This window comes from Acinetobacter sp. AOR14_HL (genome assembly GCF_027855175.1).
In the GTDB taxonomy this organism is placed as follows: Bacteria; Pseudomonadota; Gammaproteobacteria; order Pseudomonadales; family Moraxellaceae; genus Acinetobacter; species Acinetobacter calcoaceticus.
The window spans coordinates 68,388-83,805 of sequence record NZ_JAKTII010000015.1; the positions used below are offsets into that span (position 1 = coordinate 68,388).

Consider the following 15,418-nt stretch of genomic DNA (forward strand, 5'->3'; position numbering starts at 1 on the left):
CTTTACCCTGCTTTAGCTTGTTGTTTAGCAATTTCTTGATTACGCAATAAAAAGCGCTGAATTTTGCCACTTGGAGTTTTAGGTAATTCACTCACAAATTCAACTAAACGTGGGTAAGCATGTGCAGAAAGTCGTCTTTTAACAAATTGGCTGAGTTGTTCAGCAAGTGCATCTGAAGGTTGAGCATCGGCAGCTAAAATCACGAATGCTTTAACGACTTCGGTACGATCTGGGTCAGGCACACCAATCACTGCGGCCTCAATCACTGCATCATGTTCAAGCAAAGCGCTTTCTACATCAAAAGGTCCAATGCGATAACCCGAGGTGGTGATCACATCATCACTGCGCCCTACAAAGCTCATGCTGCCATCGGCATGTAACTCGGCAGTGTCGCCAGTTAAATAGTAATGACCAATGAAAGGCGATTTTCGGCTTTCTTTATAGCCACCGAACCACATCATTGGAGACTGGCTAATGTCGACCGCTAAAATTCCTGGGGTGTCCGCTGGAAGCTCTTCACCTTGTTCATTGACAATCGCAACACGGTAGCCCGGACTTGGGAAACCTGCTGAACCGGCATGGATTTCATGTTTTAAACCATGATGATTACACACCACCATGCCCACTTCGGTTTGTCCGTAGTGGTCATAAATCGGCGCATCTAAGACTTGTTTAAACCAGCGAATCACTTCTGGGTTAAGCGGCTCACCTGCACTGCTAACGACACGGAATAATCCTTTTAACGGCGCCATTTGTGCCGGATCAGCCGCCATCATCATGCGGTAGGCCGTCGGTGCACCTGCCAAGTTGTTAATTTTATAATCTTTCACAATTTGACATAGGCTATCTGTGCTGAAACCACCTTCATAAAACAAAGTAGCGTGGCCCAAAAATAATGGTCCCGTAATCGCGTAATACAGACCATAAGCCCAACCCGGATCTGCAATATTCCAAAACGAGTCTTCTTCGGTTAAACCAATGGCATCTTGCATATATCGACCAAAGGCAATCAGTGCTTTTAAAGGCACTTCCAAGGGTTTCGCTGGCCCAGTAGTGCCTGAAGTAAACATCAATAAAAATGGATCTTGGATGCTACGCATGACCAAATCGCATTGATCGGACTGCTGCTTAACTTCATTCCAGAAATTAAAATCATCTGCTTTGAGCGGAGTACCTTGTATATCGGCAACCGTCACAATTGGAGGGCAATTCTCAATTTCATCAAGCTTACTGCGGTTACCTACATCGGTCACCACCAGCTTGCTTTGTGCAAGCTGAATACGGTGCTCAATCGCCTTTGGGCCAAACGCAGTAAATAGTGGCTGGTAAACAGCACCAATTCGCCAAGCTGCAAAAATAGTCACGATCAATTCAGGTGTTCTTGGTAATAGACCTGAAATACGGTCACCTGCTTTCACACCTTGTGATTTTAAAAAGTTGGCAAACTGACTCGACCATTCTTTTAATTCATGAAAGGTGTATTGCTCTTTTCGACCGTCTTTTCCTTGCCAATACAGCGCAATTTTGTCGCCATCTGCATGTCGATCACAGCATTCATAACAAGCATTTAAGGCATCAAGTGAACCTGATAACATCTGTTTTGCAGTACTTTCCAAATCGAAAGCCTGTGCAGCATTTTGATAATCCATCATATCTTTTCCCTCAGTCCGGATTTGTTGTTATTCACGACAGGGTTTAATGTGTTTAAAGCCATCCTTTGGCTTTACCGTTATGCCTCTTGTGGCAGGTACTGCTGAATAATGCTCGAAAAATCGAGATTGGCATTCCCGCGCATGCACATTTGCTGATAAAGCTGCTGTACCATGCCACCTAATAAAATTGGCTGTTTAACTTGACCTGCGGCTTCGACAGCGAGACCTAAATCTTTCAACATCAGCTGAGTTGCAAAGCCGTCTTGATAGCCTCTAGATGCTGGCGCATTTTCATTAATATGTGGCCATGGGTTACACACATCCGAACTCCAGCAACGACCGCTTGAGCTATTAATAACGCCTGCTAATGCTTGTGGGTCAATGCCTAGCTTCACACCAAGTGCCATACCTTCGGCAACGGCAGTCATTGAAATACCCAAAATCAGGTTATTGCAGATTTTGGCAATTTGCCCTGCACCGACCTCACCACAATGAACAATATTTTTGCCCATGTGGCTGAGCACAGGTTTCACTTCATTAAAGGTTTGCTCATCGGCACCCACCATAAAGGTTAAAGTTCCCGCTTGAGCACCAATGGTCCCACCAGAGACTGGCGCATCACAGATTTTAATATTTTTGCTATGTGCAACAGCAGCAATATCTTTAATAGTTTGCGGGTCGATGGTACTGCTATCAATGCATAAGCTACCCGCTTTTAGCACTTCCAAGACACCATTTTCACCTAAGTAAACTTCTTTAACGTGCTTTGCAGCAGGTAACATGCTAATGACCACATCTGCTTGTTTCGCGGCTGCCTGTGGGCTGTCACATACCACGCCACCCGCCTCGGCGAAGTGCTGAATAGCAACTTCACTGAGGTCATAACCATAAACTTTGATTCCGGCTTTAAGTAGGTTATGGGCCATTCTGCCGCCCATATTTCCTAGACCGATAAAGGCGATATTCATCCGTGATCCCCTTAACGTAAACTAATGGTTGTGTTTACTGCACCAACTTCATGGCTGTCTTCAAACCAGCGACTAGTAATGGTTTTGGTTTGAGTATAGAACTGTACAGCTTGTTTGCCGTATGGCCCCAAATCACCAAGTTTTGAGCCTCTTGAACCCGTAAAACTAAAGAAAGGCACTGGCACAGGAATTGGAATATTGATACCCACTTGACCAATATCAATGAGGTTTTGGAAAGTACGCGCAATCGCACCACTTTGCGTAAATAAGCCCACACCGTTACCAAATGGATTGGCATTGATTAGAGCAATTGCTTCCTCAAGTGTGTCTACGCAAATAATTGAAAGTACAGGTCCAAAGACTTCTTCTTTATAAATACGCATGTCGGTATTTACGCCACTAAAAATCGTTGCGCCGACAAAGTTGCCCGACTCATAGCCTTGAACTTGAACATCGCGACCATCGAGCAGCAACTCCGCACCTTGCTCAACTCCACTATTAATTAAATCAAGCACACGCGCTTTGGCACGTTTTGAAATGACAGGGCCAATATCGGTATTCGGCTCATGGCCTGCATTCACTTTTAAAGTTTTCGCTTTTTCGACTAACTCTTGAATCCACTGTTTGCTTTCACCCACCATGACTGCAACCGACAATGCCATACAGCGCTGCCCTGCTGCACCAAACGCTGCGCCCACCAAGGCATTTAAGGTTTGTTCTTTATTGGCATCTGGCATGACAGCCACATGGTTTTTTGCACCCATCATCGACTGCACACGTTTGCCATGTTGCCCTGCAAGGTTATAAACATGCGTTCCAACCGCAGTTGAGCCAACAAATGAAATGGCTTTAATGTCTTTATGCGTACATAGACGATCAACCACTTCTTTACCACCATGCACAACGTTGAGCACACCTGCTGGAACACCTGCTTGAATCGCAAGTTCAACGAGCATCATGGTCGATAACGGGTCTTGTTCTGATGGTTTTAAAACAAACGTATTGCCACAAACGATTGCCATTGGGAACATCCACAGGGGAATCATGGCTGGAAAATTAAACGGCGTAATGCCGGCACACACACCCAAAGGTTGCTGCAAGGTATACGTGTCTACACCACGTGCCACACCCTCGACATATTCACCCATTTGTAAGGTGCCGATTGAACAAGCATGTTCAACCACTTCTAAACCACGTTGAATATCACCTTCAGCATCTGCCAAGGTTTTGCCTTGTTCAGCCGTTAGGACTTGCGCAATTTCCTTCATGTTGGCACGAATCAAATCTTGCAGTTTAAGCATGATGCGCATACGTGCCTGAATTGGAGTTTGACGCCAAGAAGCGAAAGCATCTTGTGCAGCTTGAATAGCAGCATCGACTTCTTGAACCGTTGCAAATGGTACACGACCAATCACTTCCTGAGTTGCAGGGTTAATAATGTCTTGCCATTCCTGTGTTTCAGACTCGATAAATTGTCCGTTAATGAGTAATTTAGCGGTTTCCAATTCGATTTTTTGGATTGTGTTCATAACCTCTCCGTAGGCCATATTTTTATTGTGTTCAATTATTAGAAAATACTTTTTGATCGTATTTTCTTTATTTCAGTTTCAATTGAGACTAACAAAGAAATCTTTGACCACCAACGGAAATTCATGCACGATTGATGTGCAAATATGCACAGGGATTACAATAAAAATGAAAGTGGATTGGGATCATCTACATTTTTTTCTGGTTTTAGCTCGCACTAAAACTCTAACCAATGCTGCGCGTATTATTGGGGTAGAGCATAGTACGGTTGCAAGACGGATTCAGGCCCTAGAACTTGCTTTAGGTACAACGCTCTTTAAGCGTGAAGCAACTGGTTATGAACTGACACTTGAAGGGATGGCACTTGTTCCTCGAGTTGAGCAAATGGAACAAGCTTTCTTACAAATTGAAAAACCACATCAACCTTTGCAAGGTCGTGTGCGAATTGGCACACCTGAAGGCTTTGGAACTGCGTTTTTAGCCCGCTTACTGGCTGAGTTCTCCATCCAGTATCCACTGCTTACCATCGACCTGATTCCAGTGCCGAAAATGATTAAGCTCTCGCACCGTGAGGCTGACATTGTGGTGTCGATTGATCGCCCAACTTCTGGGCCATATATCATTACGCGGTTATCAGACTACTGCTTAAAAATTTATGGCAGCCAAAACTATCTGGCGCAAAACCCACCCATTCGTGGTTTAGAAGATTTAACCCAACACCGCTTTGTGAACTATATTGATGATCTGGTCTATAGCCCCGAGCTGTACTGTTTAGAACGATTGCCCTTAAAGCTCAATGCAAATTTCCGGAGTAGCAGTATTTTGGCTCAACAAATTGCGGTGAGTGCTGGTGCAGGGCTTGCAATTTTGCCCAAGTTTTTGGCAGATGATAAACCGGAACTTGACGTCGTTTTAGAGCAACAAGTTCGCTTTACCCATACGTTCTGGATGTTGACCTTTGTTGATTTACAACATGAACCGCGCATCAAATTAGTTTGGGATTATCTACGTAAGCAAGCCGATAAATATCAACATTTATTGGTTGATTAAATAGTCTAAATAAAAAAGCCAATCATGATTGATTGGCTTTTTTGAAATTATTAATAATTAATCAAAAGTTTCTTGGCCTAGTTTTTTCATGCGCGGTTTATAAAACACATGATAGCTAACGCCTAAAACAACTAGCCATAATGGACTAACATATACCGCTTTTAATGTATCTGGCTCTAATGCCAAAATCACTAAAGTGAACAAGAAAAATGCAATGACAACATACGCCATCAACACCCCGCCCGGCATTTTAAAGGTCGATTTAACATGTAACTCTGGACTCAACTTACGGTAACGTAAATAGCACGCCATGATCAGAAGCCATACGCTAATAAAGAGAATCACACAAAGTGAACTTGCCAAAGTAAATGCTTCCATCGTGTTTGGAACAAAGTACTGCAACACTGCCCCACCCATAATGAAAATACATGAGAAGATTAAACCATTTGAAGGTACGGCACGTTTTGATAAACGCCCCAATGCACTTGGCGCCTGACCATCTTTCGATAAACCGAACAGCATACGACTGGTTGAAAACACACCGCTGTTCATAGAGGACATGACCGAAGACAGCACAACTAAGTTCATAATGATGGCAGAAACTGGAATACCTGCATTTAAAAACAACTCAACAAACGGGCTTTTATCTGCGCGAATGTGATCCCATGGTGTCACTGACATCACCACAAAGAGTGCTAACACATAGAATAAAATAATACGAATTGGAATCGCGTTAATCGCTTTCGGTAGATTTTTCTCTGGATCTTTCGTTTCAGCCGCTGTTGTACCTATCAGTTCAACGCCAATAAAGGCAAACACGGCAATCTGGAAACCTGCCAAAAATCCGCTTACGCCTTTTGGAAATATGCCGCCATGCGACCACACATTACTTACACTCACAACCTCTCCATGTGGAGCTTGAAAATGAGTGAGGATCATGTAACCACCGACTCCAACCAGGCCAATAATGGCCAAAATCTTAATGAGAGCGAACCAGAATTCAACTTCACCAAACAACTTCACCGTAAGAAGGTTAAGCCCTAAAATGAATAGTACACAGCCTGCACTAATCATGGCCTGTTGCATTGGTGAGAAACTGGCGCCTTCGGGCAGCCAGAAACTTAAATAGTTAATGACGGCAGAAAGATCGGCTATACCCACTAACACCCAGCCTAACCAATAGGTCCAGCCTATATAATAGCCAGCCCATGGTCCGATCAAGTCATAAGCCATATCGACAAATGATTTGTAATGTAAGTTGGCAAGCAGTAGTTCACCCAATGCACGCATCAGAAAAAAGAACATGCCGCCAATTAACATGTAAATCACGAGAATTGAAGGACCTGCGAGGGAGATGGTTTTGCCCGAGCCCATAAATAAGCCGGTTCCAATTGCACCGCCAATTGCAATCATTTGTAGATGGCGATTATTTAATTTCCGTTGTAAATGATCAGGGGAGCTTGCCTCATCTGAATGATGAACCATTGTCATATTAGAAGTCCTTTTTATATTTTGCTTAACTTAAATCAGCAACCTATAGGGAGAAAAACGAACCGTATATCGTGGGTTGCTGAGTCTATACCTCAGGACAAGATGTTCAAGTATATTTTTCCTTAATTGATAAATCGTTTGTCCTGTTTTTTTAAGTCACATTATTTATGTAATGCCTTCACGGCAATTTTAATTAACATATCTGGATTCTCCAGATTAGCCGGAGTGTAGCATGCGATAATGCTATATGTACTTTTCCAATACCCTCAAAATCGCACCATTGACTCAAAAATAAACAATATTATTCCGATAAAAAATCGAAAGAAAATAAAAAAAGCCAATCATGATTGATTGGCTTTTTATTAAAACTTAATGATCATTGACGAGTTCACGTCCTAGTTTTTTCATGCGTGGTTTATAGAGCATATGATAAGTGACGCCTAAAATAATCAACCATACTGGACTGACATATAGTGCTTTCAAAGTATCTGGTTCTAATGCCAAGATCACCAAAGTGAAAAGCATAAATGCCAGAACTATATAGCTCATCCAAACACCGCCCGGCATTTTAAAAGTTGATTTTTCATGTAACTCTGGACGTAATTTACGATAGCGTAAATAGCACACCATGATGAGACTCCACACACTAATGAATAGAATCACACAGAGTGAACTTGCCAAGGTAAATGCTTCCATTGTGTTTGGAACAAAGTACTGAAGTACCGCTCCGCCCATAATGAAAATACAAGAGAAAATCAAACCATTTGATGGCACGGCACGTTTTGATAAACGACCAAATGCACCCGGTGCCTGACCATCTTTTGATAAACCGAATAGCATACGACTGGTTGAAAACACACCGCTGTTCATCGAAGACATCACCGAAGACAGCACCACCAAGTTCATGATGATCGCAGAAACCGGAATACCCGCATTTAAGAATAACTCAACAAACGGGCTTTTATCTGCGCGAATGTGATCCCATGGTGTTACTGACATCACAATAAACAGTGCCAATACATAGAACAAAATAATACGTATCGGAATCGCGTTAATTGCCTTCGGTAAATTCTTCTCTGGATCTTTCGTTTCAGCAGCCGTTGTACCTACAAGTTCAACCCCGACAAAAGCAAACACGGCAATCTGGAAACCAGCCAAGAAGCCTTCAGTACCTTTCGGGAATAAACCACCATGCGACCAAACGTTACTGATGCTTGCTACAGCACCTTGAGGAGCTTGGAAATGGCTGAAAATCATGTAACCACCCACTCCGATCAGGCCAATAATCGCCAAGATCTTAATGAGTGCAAACCAAAATTCAATTTCACCAAACAAACGTACTGTCAGTAGGTTAAGACCCATCACAAACAACACACAGCCTGCACTAATCATGGCTTGTTGTGTTGGAGAAAAGCTCGCGCCATCGGGCAGCCAGAAACCTAAATAGTTAATGACCGCTGAAAGGTCCGCAATACCCACCAGCACCCAACCTAACCAATAGGTCCAGCCCAAATAATAACCAGCCCATGGACCAATCAGGTCATGAGCCATATCAACAAAAGATTTGTAATGCAGATTTGCAAGGAGCAACTCGCCCATTGCACGCATCAAGAAAAAGAACATTCCTCCAATGATCATATAGATCAAAAGGATTGAAGGACCTGCGAGGGAGATGGTTTTACCTGAGCCCATAAATAGGCCAGTTCCAATTGCACCGCCAATTGCAATCAGTTGTAAATGACGGTTAGACAGTTTTCGTTGCAGATGATCAGGAGAATTTTCTGTATCTGAATGACGAGCCGTTGTCATATTAAAATTCCTTTTTGAATTCCTTTGTTAAGATCAGCAACCTATGGCGAAAATCGAACCGTATGCCATAGGTCACTGAATCTGTTCACCAAAAAATGACTGGTTAAACCGTATCTATCTTCCTTCTGTTAGATACATCATCATTTTTGGAGTAAAAACGAATTACTTTTGTGCTGCCGTCACGGCAATTTCAATGAGCCAGTCTGGATTGACCAGATCGGCCTGAATTGTGGCACGCGATGGAGCAACACACCCTTTTAACCAGTCAACCCAAATTGCATTTACAGTTGAAAAGTCAGAAAGATTTTTTAAATAGAGCTGCACAGAAAGCAAGCGAGATTTATCAGTATCGGCAAGCGCCAAAAGTTCATCAATTGTTGCAAGAATTTCACGAGTTTGGCCTGCCACGTCTTGCTCGGTATTTTTAGGTACCTGACCTGACAGATAAACTACTTTGTTAAAAACAGTCACGGCGCTCATGACTTCATTGCTATTGATCTTTTGTATATCTGAATTAGACATTCGGATTTCCTTATACCTGATTAATAAATTGAACACGGGCGGTAACGGCACACATCAGTTCATAACCCACCGTACCGGATGAAACTGCGACATCATCAATAGGCAAAATAACGCCTGTACTTGATTGTCCCCAGAGCACCACTTCGCTGCCGACTTTGGCATTTTCAATACCCGTTAAATCGACGGCCAACATATCCATGCTGACGCGGCCAACTGTACGAGTGCGGACAGAGTCCACTAAAACAGGCGTACCTGTTGGTGAAATACGCTGATAACCATCGGCATAGCCACACGCTACAATCCCAATCGTCATTGCTTGCTCTGCGACAAAGTTTGAGCCATAACCTACGCTTTCATTCGCATCTAAATGCTGAACGGAAATAATTTCACTGCGTAAACTCATGGTGGGTTGTAAACCCCAATCGACAATATTATGCGTCGGGTAGTCTGGTGAGCTGCCATAAAGCATGATGCCGCTACGTGCATAATCTGATTTGAGCTGGTCTTGATAGCGCAGAATTGCCGCGCTATTACTTACCGACCTTTCACCTGGTAAATCTTTAATAATTTCTTCAAATGCACTGATTTGATAATCAATACCCTGCTGACCGAAACGATCGCCATCTGCATCTGAAAAATGCATCATGTGCGTAATCTTGGAGACGTTTGCTAAATTACTTAAACGTTCCCATGCCTGAACATAGTGCTGTGGTTTAAAACCAAGACGGTTCATGCCACTGTTCATTTTTAGGCAAATATCAAATTGAGCTGGATAGGGATGCTTGTGAACCCACTCAATTTGCTCTTCACTGTGAATGGTGAAACTGAGTTGATACTGCACACAATCAAATAAGTCTTGAGGAGAAAAGATCCCTTCGAGCAATAAAATCGGACCCGTCCAGCCTAAAGCACGAACTTTTTTTGCTTCATCAAGATCAAGTAAGGCAAAGCCATCTGCTGCTTTAAACGCTTCATAAACACGTTCAATTCCATGTCCATAAGCATTGGCTTTTACAACGGCAAAAACTTTACTGTTTGGCATAGCCTTGCGTACCGCCGCCAAGTTGTTTTGTAAGGCTTGACGGTGGATGACTGCGGTAATAGGACGAGGCATGATTAATTTCCTAACGTCCGTTATGCAGCATGCGCATGAGAATAGCGCTGAATTGAAAGACCATCTGTACTGATTTCAGTCTTATGATTCAAGACGATGTCACTGATTAATTTTCCTGAACCACACGCCATGGTCCAACCTAAAGTGCCATGACCTGTATTCAAGAACAGATTTTTAAAGCGAGTCGCTCCAATAATTGGAGTGCTGTCTGGTGTCATTGGACGTAGACCCGTCCAGAAAGACGCCTGTGCCATATCACCGCCCGGGAACAAGTCCTGAGTCACCATTTGCAAGGTTGCACGGCGGTCTTCGTTCAAACCTAAGTTAAAGCCACTTAACTCAGCCATTCCACCTACGCGAATACGTTGGTCAAAACGAGTAATCGCGATTTTGTAGGTTTCATCAAGCACGGTAGATTGCGGAGCAAAAGCAGGGTCAACAATAGGAATCGTCAACGAGTAACCTTTCACAGGATATACAGGCAACTGTAGATCGAGTGGTTTCAAGAAATCACGTGAATAACTACCAAACGCTAAAACATAACGATCTGCGGTTAAGACTTTACCATTGACCTGAACGCCCTTAATTTCATCGCCTTCAACAATCAATTTTTCTACGTTCTGGTTGAACTGAAAATTAACACCTAACTCTTTAGCAATTTGAGCTAAAGCATTGGTAAATAAATAACAGTCGCCTGTCTCGTCATTTGGTAAATGCAAACCGCCAACCAGTTTATCTTGCGTATTTGCCAAAGCAGGCTCTACACGGCCAAGTTCATTACCATTTAATAATTCGTAACTTACGCCACACTCTTGTAGAACACTAATGTCGCGTTGAACTGCTTCCATTTGTGCTTCTTTACGGAATAACTGCAAAGTGCCTTTCGCACGGTTTTCGTAATTAATACCTGTATCTTTTCTTAATTCACGTAAGCAGTCACGGCTGTATTCAGCCACACGCATCATACGTTCTTTGTTCACAGCATAACTTTGTGGATTACAGTTTTTAAGCATCTGCGCCATCCACTGTAACTGCCACATGCTGCCATCTAAATTAATAGCAAGCGGTGCGTGGTGTTGGAACATCCACTTCACAGCTTTAAAAGGAATTCCTGGTGCTGCCCAAGGGGTCGAATACCCAGGCGAAATTTGCCCTGCGTTACCAAAACTTGTTTCTTCAGCAGGACCTGACTGACGGTCAAGAACAGTGACCTCAGCTCCTTGTTGAGCTAGATAATAGGCACTTGCCACTCCGATAACGCCGCTGCCTAATACAATTACGCGCATTTCCATTCCCTCACGCACACCAGTTTATTTAACTAGTATATTTCCGCCTCAATAGTTTATTTCACTGTTTTTCTGGCTATAATCTAGGTAAATTTATGTTTTTATCACAAGAATTTTTAAAAAAGAGGAAATATCTATGCGCCCCCTAGATCGTATAGATCGCATGATTCTGGATATTTTGCAGCGTGAAGGACGAATTGCGATCAGTGAATTGGCATCGAGAGTCAACCTGTCGACCACCCCCTGTTCAGAGCGTGTCAAACGACTTGAACGCGATGGCATCATCATGGGTTACTTCGCACGACTAAACCCAGCCTACGTTGACCGCAACTTGCTCGTCTTTTTAGAAATTAAGTTATCTGCCAAATCTGGCGATGTATTTGATCAGGTGGCCAGAGACTTAGTCGAGATTCCGGAAGTACTCGAATGTCACCTCATTTCAGGTGAGTTTGACTATCTTGTAAAAGCGCGCTTAAAAGAAATGAGTGCCTACCGCCGCTTGTTAGGAGATCTGTTAAAGAAACTCCCCGCTTCGGCATCTTCACATAGTTATGTGGTCATGGAAGAAGTTAAAGAAACTTTATATCTAGATGTGAGCAAGTAAAGCGAGGCCACTATTGAACTCGCTTTACCCACATTTTGAACATTAGAAATATTTTAAAATCGAAATATGTTTATTTTGATGTTTGAATTTCGAGAACCATTTAACAGCAGGATAAAGCGCAAAAGACAACACAATCGTGATTAACCACAGCATCCACACATGGTTAACCGACAAATAATTGCCATGGTTGACTCCCCATATACTTATTGCAAATACATACATCAGTTTCAACACATATAAATGCAGTAAATAAAAGAACATAGGCACAGAGCCAAACACCACCAATGGTTTTAAAAATGAATATTGCTGCATACGTTCAAAAGCAACCAGTACAATCAAACCGATTCCAACATTCAGCAAAATAAACAGTAAAGATGGTGGATACTTGGTGAGGTTAAAAAAGCTCATTAAAGTGAGTTGTAATGACTCAAAATGCTGCCACGGCTGGTCACCATAAACATTAATAAAACGCAGTAAAACGAATAATCCAATACTTGCCAGACCGATACTCAATAAATAGCGGCTTCTTTGTTTTGCAGTATATTTTGAACTAAAGAATTGGCCTAAAACATAACCCAGCAAAATAACACCAATCCAAGGCAAAACCGGATAACTTGTGCGAAGCTTGATGTCTGCAAACTCAATCCAGCCACGCTCATGTAAAACGAACCATACATTCTGTAAAAAACCATTTGTAAAATGCACAGAATCTAATAAGTTATGCCCAAAAATAATAACCAAAGCTGCGCCAGTAAGAACAGGCAACGGTAAACTCACACAACCTGCCAACACTACCATGCTGATACCAATCGCCCAAATCACTTGTAAATAAATGACTTCTGGTGGAAAAGTCGCTGTCCAAGCAAAGTTCACTAATGTCAGCTCTAAGACAATTAAAAATAAACCACGCTTCAATAAAAACGCACGGGTTTGCTGTAAATCCTGTTTTTTTGAATGAAATAAAAAAGCCGAAATACCTGTTAAAAGAACAAAAACCGGAGCACAAATATGTGCCAATAACCGACTACCAAATAATGCAGGTTCAGTCACTGTTACATCCATTGGATCTATGACCTGCTTATGCAAATAGAAAGTTTCTCTTACATGGTCGAGCAACATAATCAATATGACCAAACCACGTAAGGCATCAATCGACTGTAAACGCTCAATATTTTTTTCTAAAGACATAGCGATAATCAATAAAATAATGTAACGTTATATTATTACATTTAATCCCTTTTGTCTTTCATGGCTGCTCATTTATGCAACACAAATTAGGTTTGTTGTCTTCCTTAGGTCTATCTTTTATCTCGACACTGAGTTGGGGAGAAGAAACGTCAACAGTACTGGCAACCATACGCGTTCAGGCTGAAACTACCCAAGAAGATGTAAGTCAAAATAGCTCGGCGACTAAATTTTCCCACGATGTTTTAGATGTACCTTTTAATCGTGCTTTTGTTTCTAAACAGGTGATGGAACAACAAGACGTTCAGCGCATTGATGATGCATTAACCTTAGTCAGTGGGGTTTTTCATCAGAATAATTATGGTGGTGGTTTTTGGGATAATTACTCTTTCCGTGGTTTTAGTGGCGATCCAAATTTAGGGGCTACCATGATCCGTAATGGTTTAAGTGTAAACAGAGGTGTTAGTGCTCCCAAAGATATCGTAAATATTGACTCTTTAGAGTTTTTAAAAGGACCAATGGCTGCCCTCTACGGACGTGGAGAAACAGGTGGTTTGCTCAATCTCAATAGCAAAAAGCCACAGTGGGAACGTGAAAGTGAAATTAACTTACGTGCCAATAGCCAAGAACAATATCGAATGAGTCTGGAACACACCGGACCGATTAACGATGAACTGGCCTATCGTTTAGCTGTGGCTCACGAAGATAATCAAAGCTTCCGTGATCATGTTAGCAGTGAACGCTGGTTCTTTTCGCCGCAGCTCACATGGAAAATTTCAGACCAGACTCAACTCGACTTTGATAGTGAATTTACTCAGCACAAAGGAACCTTTGACCGGGGGGTAAGCACCGTTAATCACCAGTTTGTGATGGACCCGAAAACCTTTACAGGCGAGCCTGACGATGGTGATATGAAAGTGAAAGATTACTTTTACCAGTTACGTCTTAGTCATGAATTTAACCCTGACTGGAAACTGAATAGTGCCGTTAGTTATAAAGATGCTCAAATGGTCGGCTTTTCGACCGAACCACGACGCCTACAAGCCGATGGCCGTACTTTAGAACGTCAACGCCGCTATCGTGATTATCAAAGTGAAGATGTGCTGGCTCAGACAGAATTGCTTGGTAAGCTTGATACTTCATGGGCTCGACATGAAATTTTACTTTCAACTGAGCTTGGTCAACTCGATTATCAACAATATCAGCTGCGTCGTAACCACAGCTCAGGCATGCCAAACACAATTGATATTTACCAACCTGAATATGGAAAATATTTACCAGATTTAGCACCGTTCACCAACACCAAAGAACAGCAACGTTACTTTGCCCTTAATGTACAAGATCAAATCTTTTTTAATGATCAATGGAGTGTGCTTTTCGGCAACCGTTTTGATCAGGTCGAACAAGACTTTAAAAATCACCTGACTCAGACCGAAAGTAACCAGACCCTTCATCAAAATAGCCCACGTTTCGGAGTAAATTTTAAAGCCTCTGACCAATGGGCATTTTATACAAACTATGGTCGTTCATTTGCGATGAATAGCGGTATGAACCGAAATGGACAAACCTTTGCTCCTGAAAAAGGTGAAAGCTATGAGGTTGGTACAAAATATAAAATAAACGACCATAGTGTACTTAGTCTTGCTCTGTTTAAAATGAAAAAACAGAATGTACTAACCACAGATCCAATCGACAATGCATTCCAAACAGCCGCTGGTGAAGTTAGCAGTAAAGGGATTGAATTTGACTTCAATAGCCAGATCAATGACCGCTGGCTCATCAATGCCAACTATAGTTATACCGATGCTCAAATTGAAAAAGACCAAGACCTAGCAAAAGGTGCACGTCTGAGCAATGTGCCAAGACACCAAGGCTCAGTGAGTACCAATTATGAATTTCTACAAGACGGCACAAGAAAAGCCGGTGTAGGTGCCAACCTCACCTATGTCGGTGAGCGCAGTGGTCATAACATTGATAATGGATTTAACTTACCGAGTTATACGCTGGTCAATTTAAATGGCTACTATGCCCCATCTGACCGCTTACGTTATCAGCTGAATGTAAATAACTTGTTTGATAAAACTTACTATGTCTCAAGCTATAGCGATTTATGGGTTCAACCGGGTGAACCACTGAACGCTTCAATTTCGGCACAGTGGAAATTTTAATTCATCTATAAAATAAAAAAGCCCGAAAACTTTCGGGCTTTT

At 42.3% G+C, this 15,418-nt stretch carries 12 protein-coding genes; 3 read left to right on the forward strand and 9 right to left on the reverse strand.

All coding sequences use genetic code 11. The features are described from left to right. Positions 1 to 2 precede the first annotated feature (2 nt). The 3 genes from MKL38_RS14705 to MKL38_RS14715 all read right to left on the reverse strand — a co-directional run bounded on the left by MKL38_RS14705 (position 3) and on the right by MKL38_RS14715 (position 4,149). On the reverse strand, positions 3 to 1,652 hold the full coding sequence (locus MKL38_RS14705) for an AMP-binding protein (protein WP_270903611.1): 1,650 nt from the start codon (positions 1,650 to 1,652) through the stop codon (positions 3 to 5). 77 nt (positions 1,653 to 1,729) lie between these two features. After that, positions 1,730 to 2,620, reverse strand: coding sequence for a 3-hydroxyisobutyrate dehydrogenase (mmsB, locus tag MKL38_RS14710; protein ID WP_270903612.1), 891 nt, complete (start codon positions 2,618 to 2,620; stop codon positions 1,730 to 1,732). An 11-nt stretch (positions 2,621 to 2,631) separates the two neighbouring features. Then, positions 2,632 to 4,149 (reverse strand): CoA-acylating methylmalonate-semialdehyde dehydrogenase, encoded by a 1,518-nt coding sequence (locus MKL38_RS14715; protein WP_270903613.1) that lies wholly within the window; start codon positions 4,147 to 4,149, stop codon positions 2,632 to 2,634. Between the two features lie 166 nt (positions 4,150 to 4,315). On the opposite strand from MKL38_RS14715, the gene MKL38_RS14720 reads away from it, so the two are divergent. Further along, on the forward strand, positions 4,316 to 5,197 hold the full coding sequence (locus MKL38_RS14720) for a LysR family transcriptional regulator (protein ID WP_004640467.1): 882 nt from the start codon (positions 4,316 to 4,318) through the stop codon (positions 5,195 to 5,197). Between the two features lie 57 nt (positions 5,198 to 5,254). On the opposite strand, the gene MKL38_RS14725 is transcribed toward MKL38_RS14720, so the two are convergent. From MKL38_RS14725 to MKL38_RS14745, 5 genes are all read right to left on the reverse strand, one after another. Further along, complete coding sequence (locus MKL38_RS14725; protein WP_270903614.1) at positions 5,255 to 6,688, reverse strand: amino acid permease; 1,434 nt, start codon at positions 6,686 to 6,688, stop codon at positions 5,255 to 5,257. A 369-nt stretch (positions 6,689 to 7,057) separates the two neighbouring features. Next, positions 7,058 to 8,497, reverse strand: a complete 1,440-nt coding sequence (locus MKL38_RS14730) for an amino acid permease (protein WP_270903615.1) — start codon at positions 8,495 to 8,497, stop codon at positions 7,058 to 7,060. A 162-nt stretch (positions 8,498 to 8,659) separates the two neighbouring features. Continuing rightward, on the reverse strand, positions 8,660 to 9,019 hold the full coding sequence (locus tag MKL38_RS14735) for a RidA family protein (protein ID WP_270903616.1): 360 nt from the start codon (positions 9,017 to 9,019) through the stop codon (positions 8,660 to 8,662). A 10-nt stretch (positions 9,020 to 9,029) separates the two neighbouring features. Further along, positions 9,030 to 10,133, reverse strand: a complete 1,104-nt coding sequence (gene alr, locus MKL38_RS14740) for an alanine racemase (protein ID WP_270903617.1) — start codon at positions 10,131 to 10,133, stop codon at positions 9,030 to 9,032. Between the two features lie 20 nt (positions 10,134 to 10,153). Then, entirely contained in the window at positions 10,154 to 11,419 is a 1,266-nt protein-coding gene (locus MKL38_RS14745) for a D-amino acid dehydrogenase (protein ID WP_056484021.1), read from the reverse strand. A 136-nt stretch (positions 11,420 to 11,555) separates the two neighbouring features. On the opposite strand from MKL38_RS14745, the gene MKL38_RS14750 reads away from it, so the two are divergent. Further along, positions 11,556 to 12,023 (forward strand): Lrp/AsnC ligand binding domain-containing protein, encoded by a 468-nt coding sequence (locus tag MKL38_RS14750; protein WP_003655656.1) that lies wholly within the window; start codon positions 11,556 to 11,558, stop codon positions 12,021 to 12,023. Positions 12,024 to 12,065: 42 nt separating this feature from the next. On the opposite strand, the gene MKL38_RS14755 is transcribed toward MKL38_RS14750, so the two are convergent. Continuing rightward, positions 12,066 to 13,211, reverse strand: coding sequence for a DUF1624 domain-containing protein (locus MKL38_RS14755; protein ID WP_270903618.1), 1,146 nt, complete (start codon positions 13,209 to 13,211; stop codon positions 12,066 to 12,068). Between the two features lie 74 nt (positions 13,212 to 13,285). On the opposite strand from MKL38_RS14755, the gene MKL38_RS14760 reads away from it, so the two are divergent. Beyond that, positions 13,286 to 15,376, forward strand: coding sequence for a TonB-dependent siderophore receptor (locus MKL38_RS14760; protein ID WP_270903619.1), 2,091 nt, complete (start codon positions 13,286 to 13,288; stop codon positions 15,374 to 15,376). Positions 15,377 to 15,418: the final 42 nt, after the last annotated feature.

Bases quoted from the DNA above. Each gene is read 5' to 3' on its own strand.
- MKL38_RS14705 (WP_270903611.1), bottom strand. From the start codon at position 1,652: ATGATGGATTATCAAAATGCTGCACAGGCTTTCGATTTGGAAAGTACT.
- mmsB (WP_270903612.1), bottom strand. From the start codon at position 2,620: ATGAATATCGCCTTTATCGGTCTAGGAAATATGGGCGGCAGAATGGCC.
- MKL38_RS14715 (WP_270903613.1), bottom strand. From the start codon at position 4,149: ATGAACACAATCCAAAAAATCGAATTGGAAACCGCTAAATTACTCATT.
- MKL38_RS14720 (WP_004640467.1), top strand. From the start codon at position 4,316: ATGAAAGTGGATTGGGATCATCTACATTTTTTTCTGGTTTTAGCTCGC.
- MKL38_RS14725 (WP_270903614.1), bottom strand. From the start codon at position 6,688: ATGACAATGGTTCATCATTCAGATGAGGCAAGCTCCCCTGATCATTTA.
- MKL38_RS14730 (WP_270903615.1), bottom strand. From the start codon at position 8,497: ATGACAACGGCTCGTCATTCAGATACAGAAAATTCTCCTGATCATCTG.
- MKL38_RS14735 (WP_270903616.1), bottom strand. From the start codon at position 9,019: ATGTCTAATTCAGATATACAAAAGATCAATAGCAATGAAGTCATGAGC.
- alr (WP_270903617.1), bottom strand. From the start codon at position 10,133: ATGCCTCGTCCTATTACCGCAGTCATCCACCGTCAAGCCTTACAAAAC.
- MKL38_RS14745 (WP_056484021.1), bottom strand. From the start codon at position 11,419: ATGCGCGTAATTGTATTAGGCAGCGGCGTTATCGGAGTGGCAAGTGCC.
- MKL38_RS14750 (WP_003655656.1), top strand. From the start codon at position 11,556: ATGCGCCCCCTAGATCGTATAGATCGCATGATTCTGGATATTTTGCAG.
- MKL38_RS14755 (WP_270903618.1), bottom strand. From the start codon at position 13,211: ATGTCTTTAGAAAAAAATATTGAGCGTTTACAGTCGATTGATGCCTTA.
- MKL38_RS14760 (WP_270903619.1), top strand. From the start codon at position 13,286: ATGCAACACAAATTAGGTTTGTTGTCTTCCTTAGGTCTATCTTTTATC.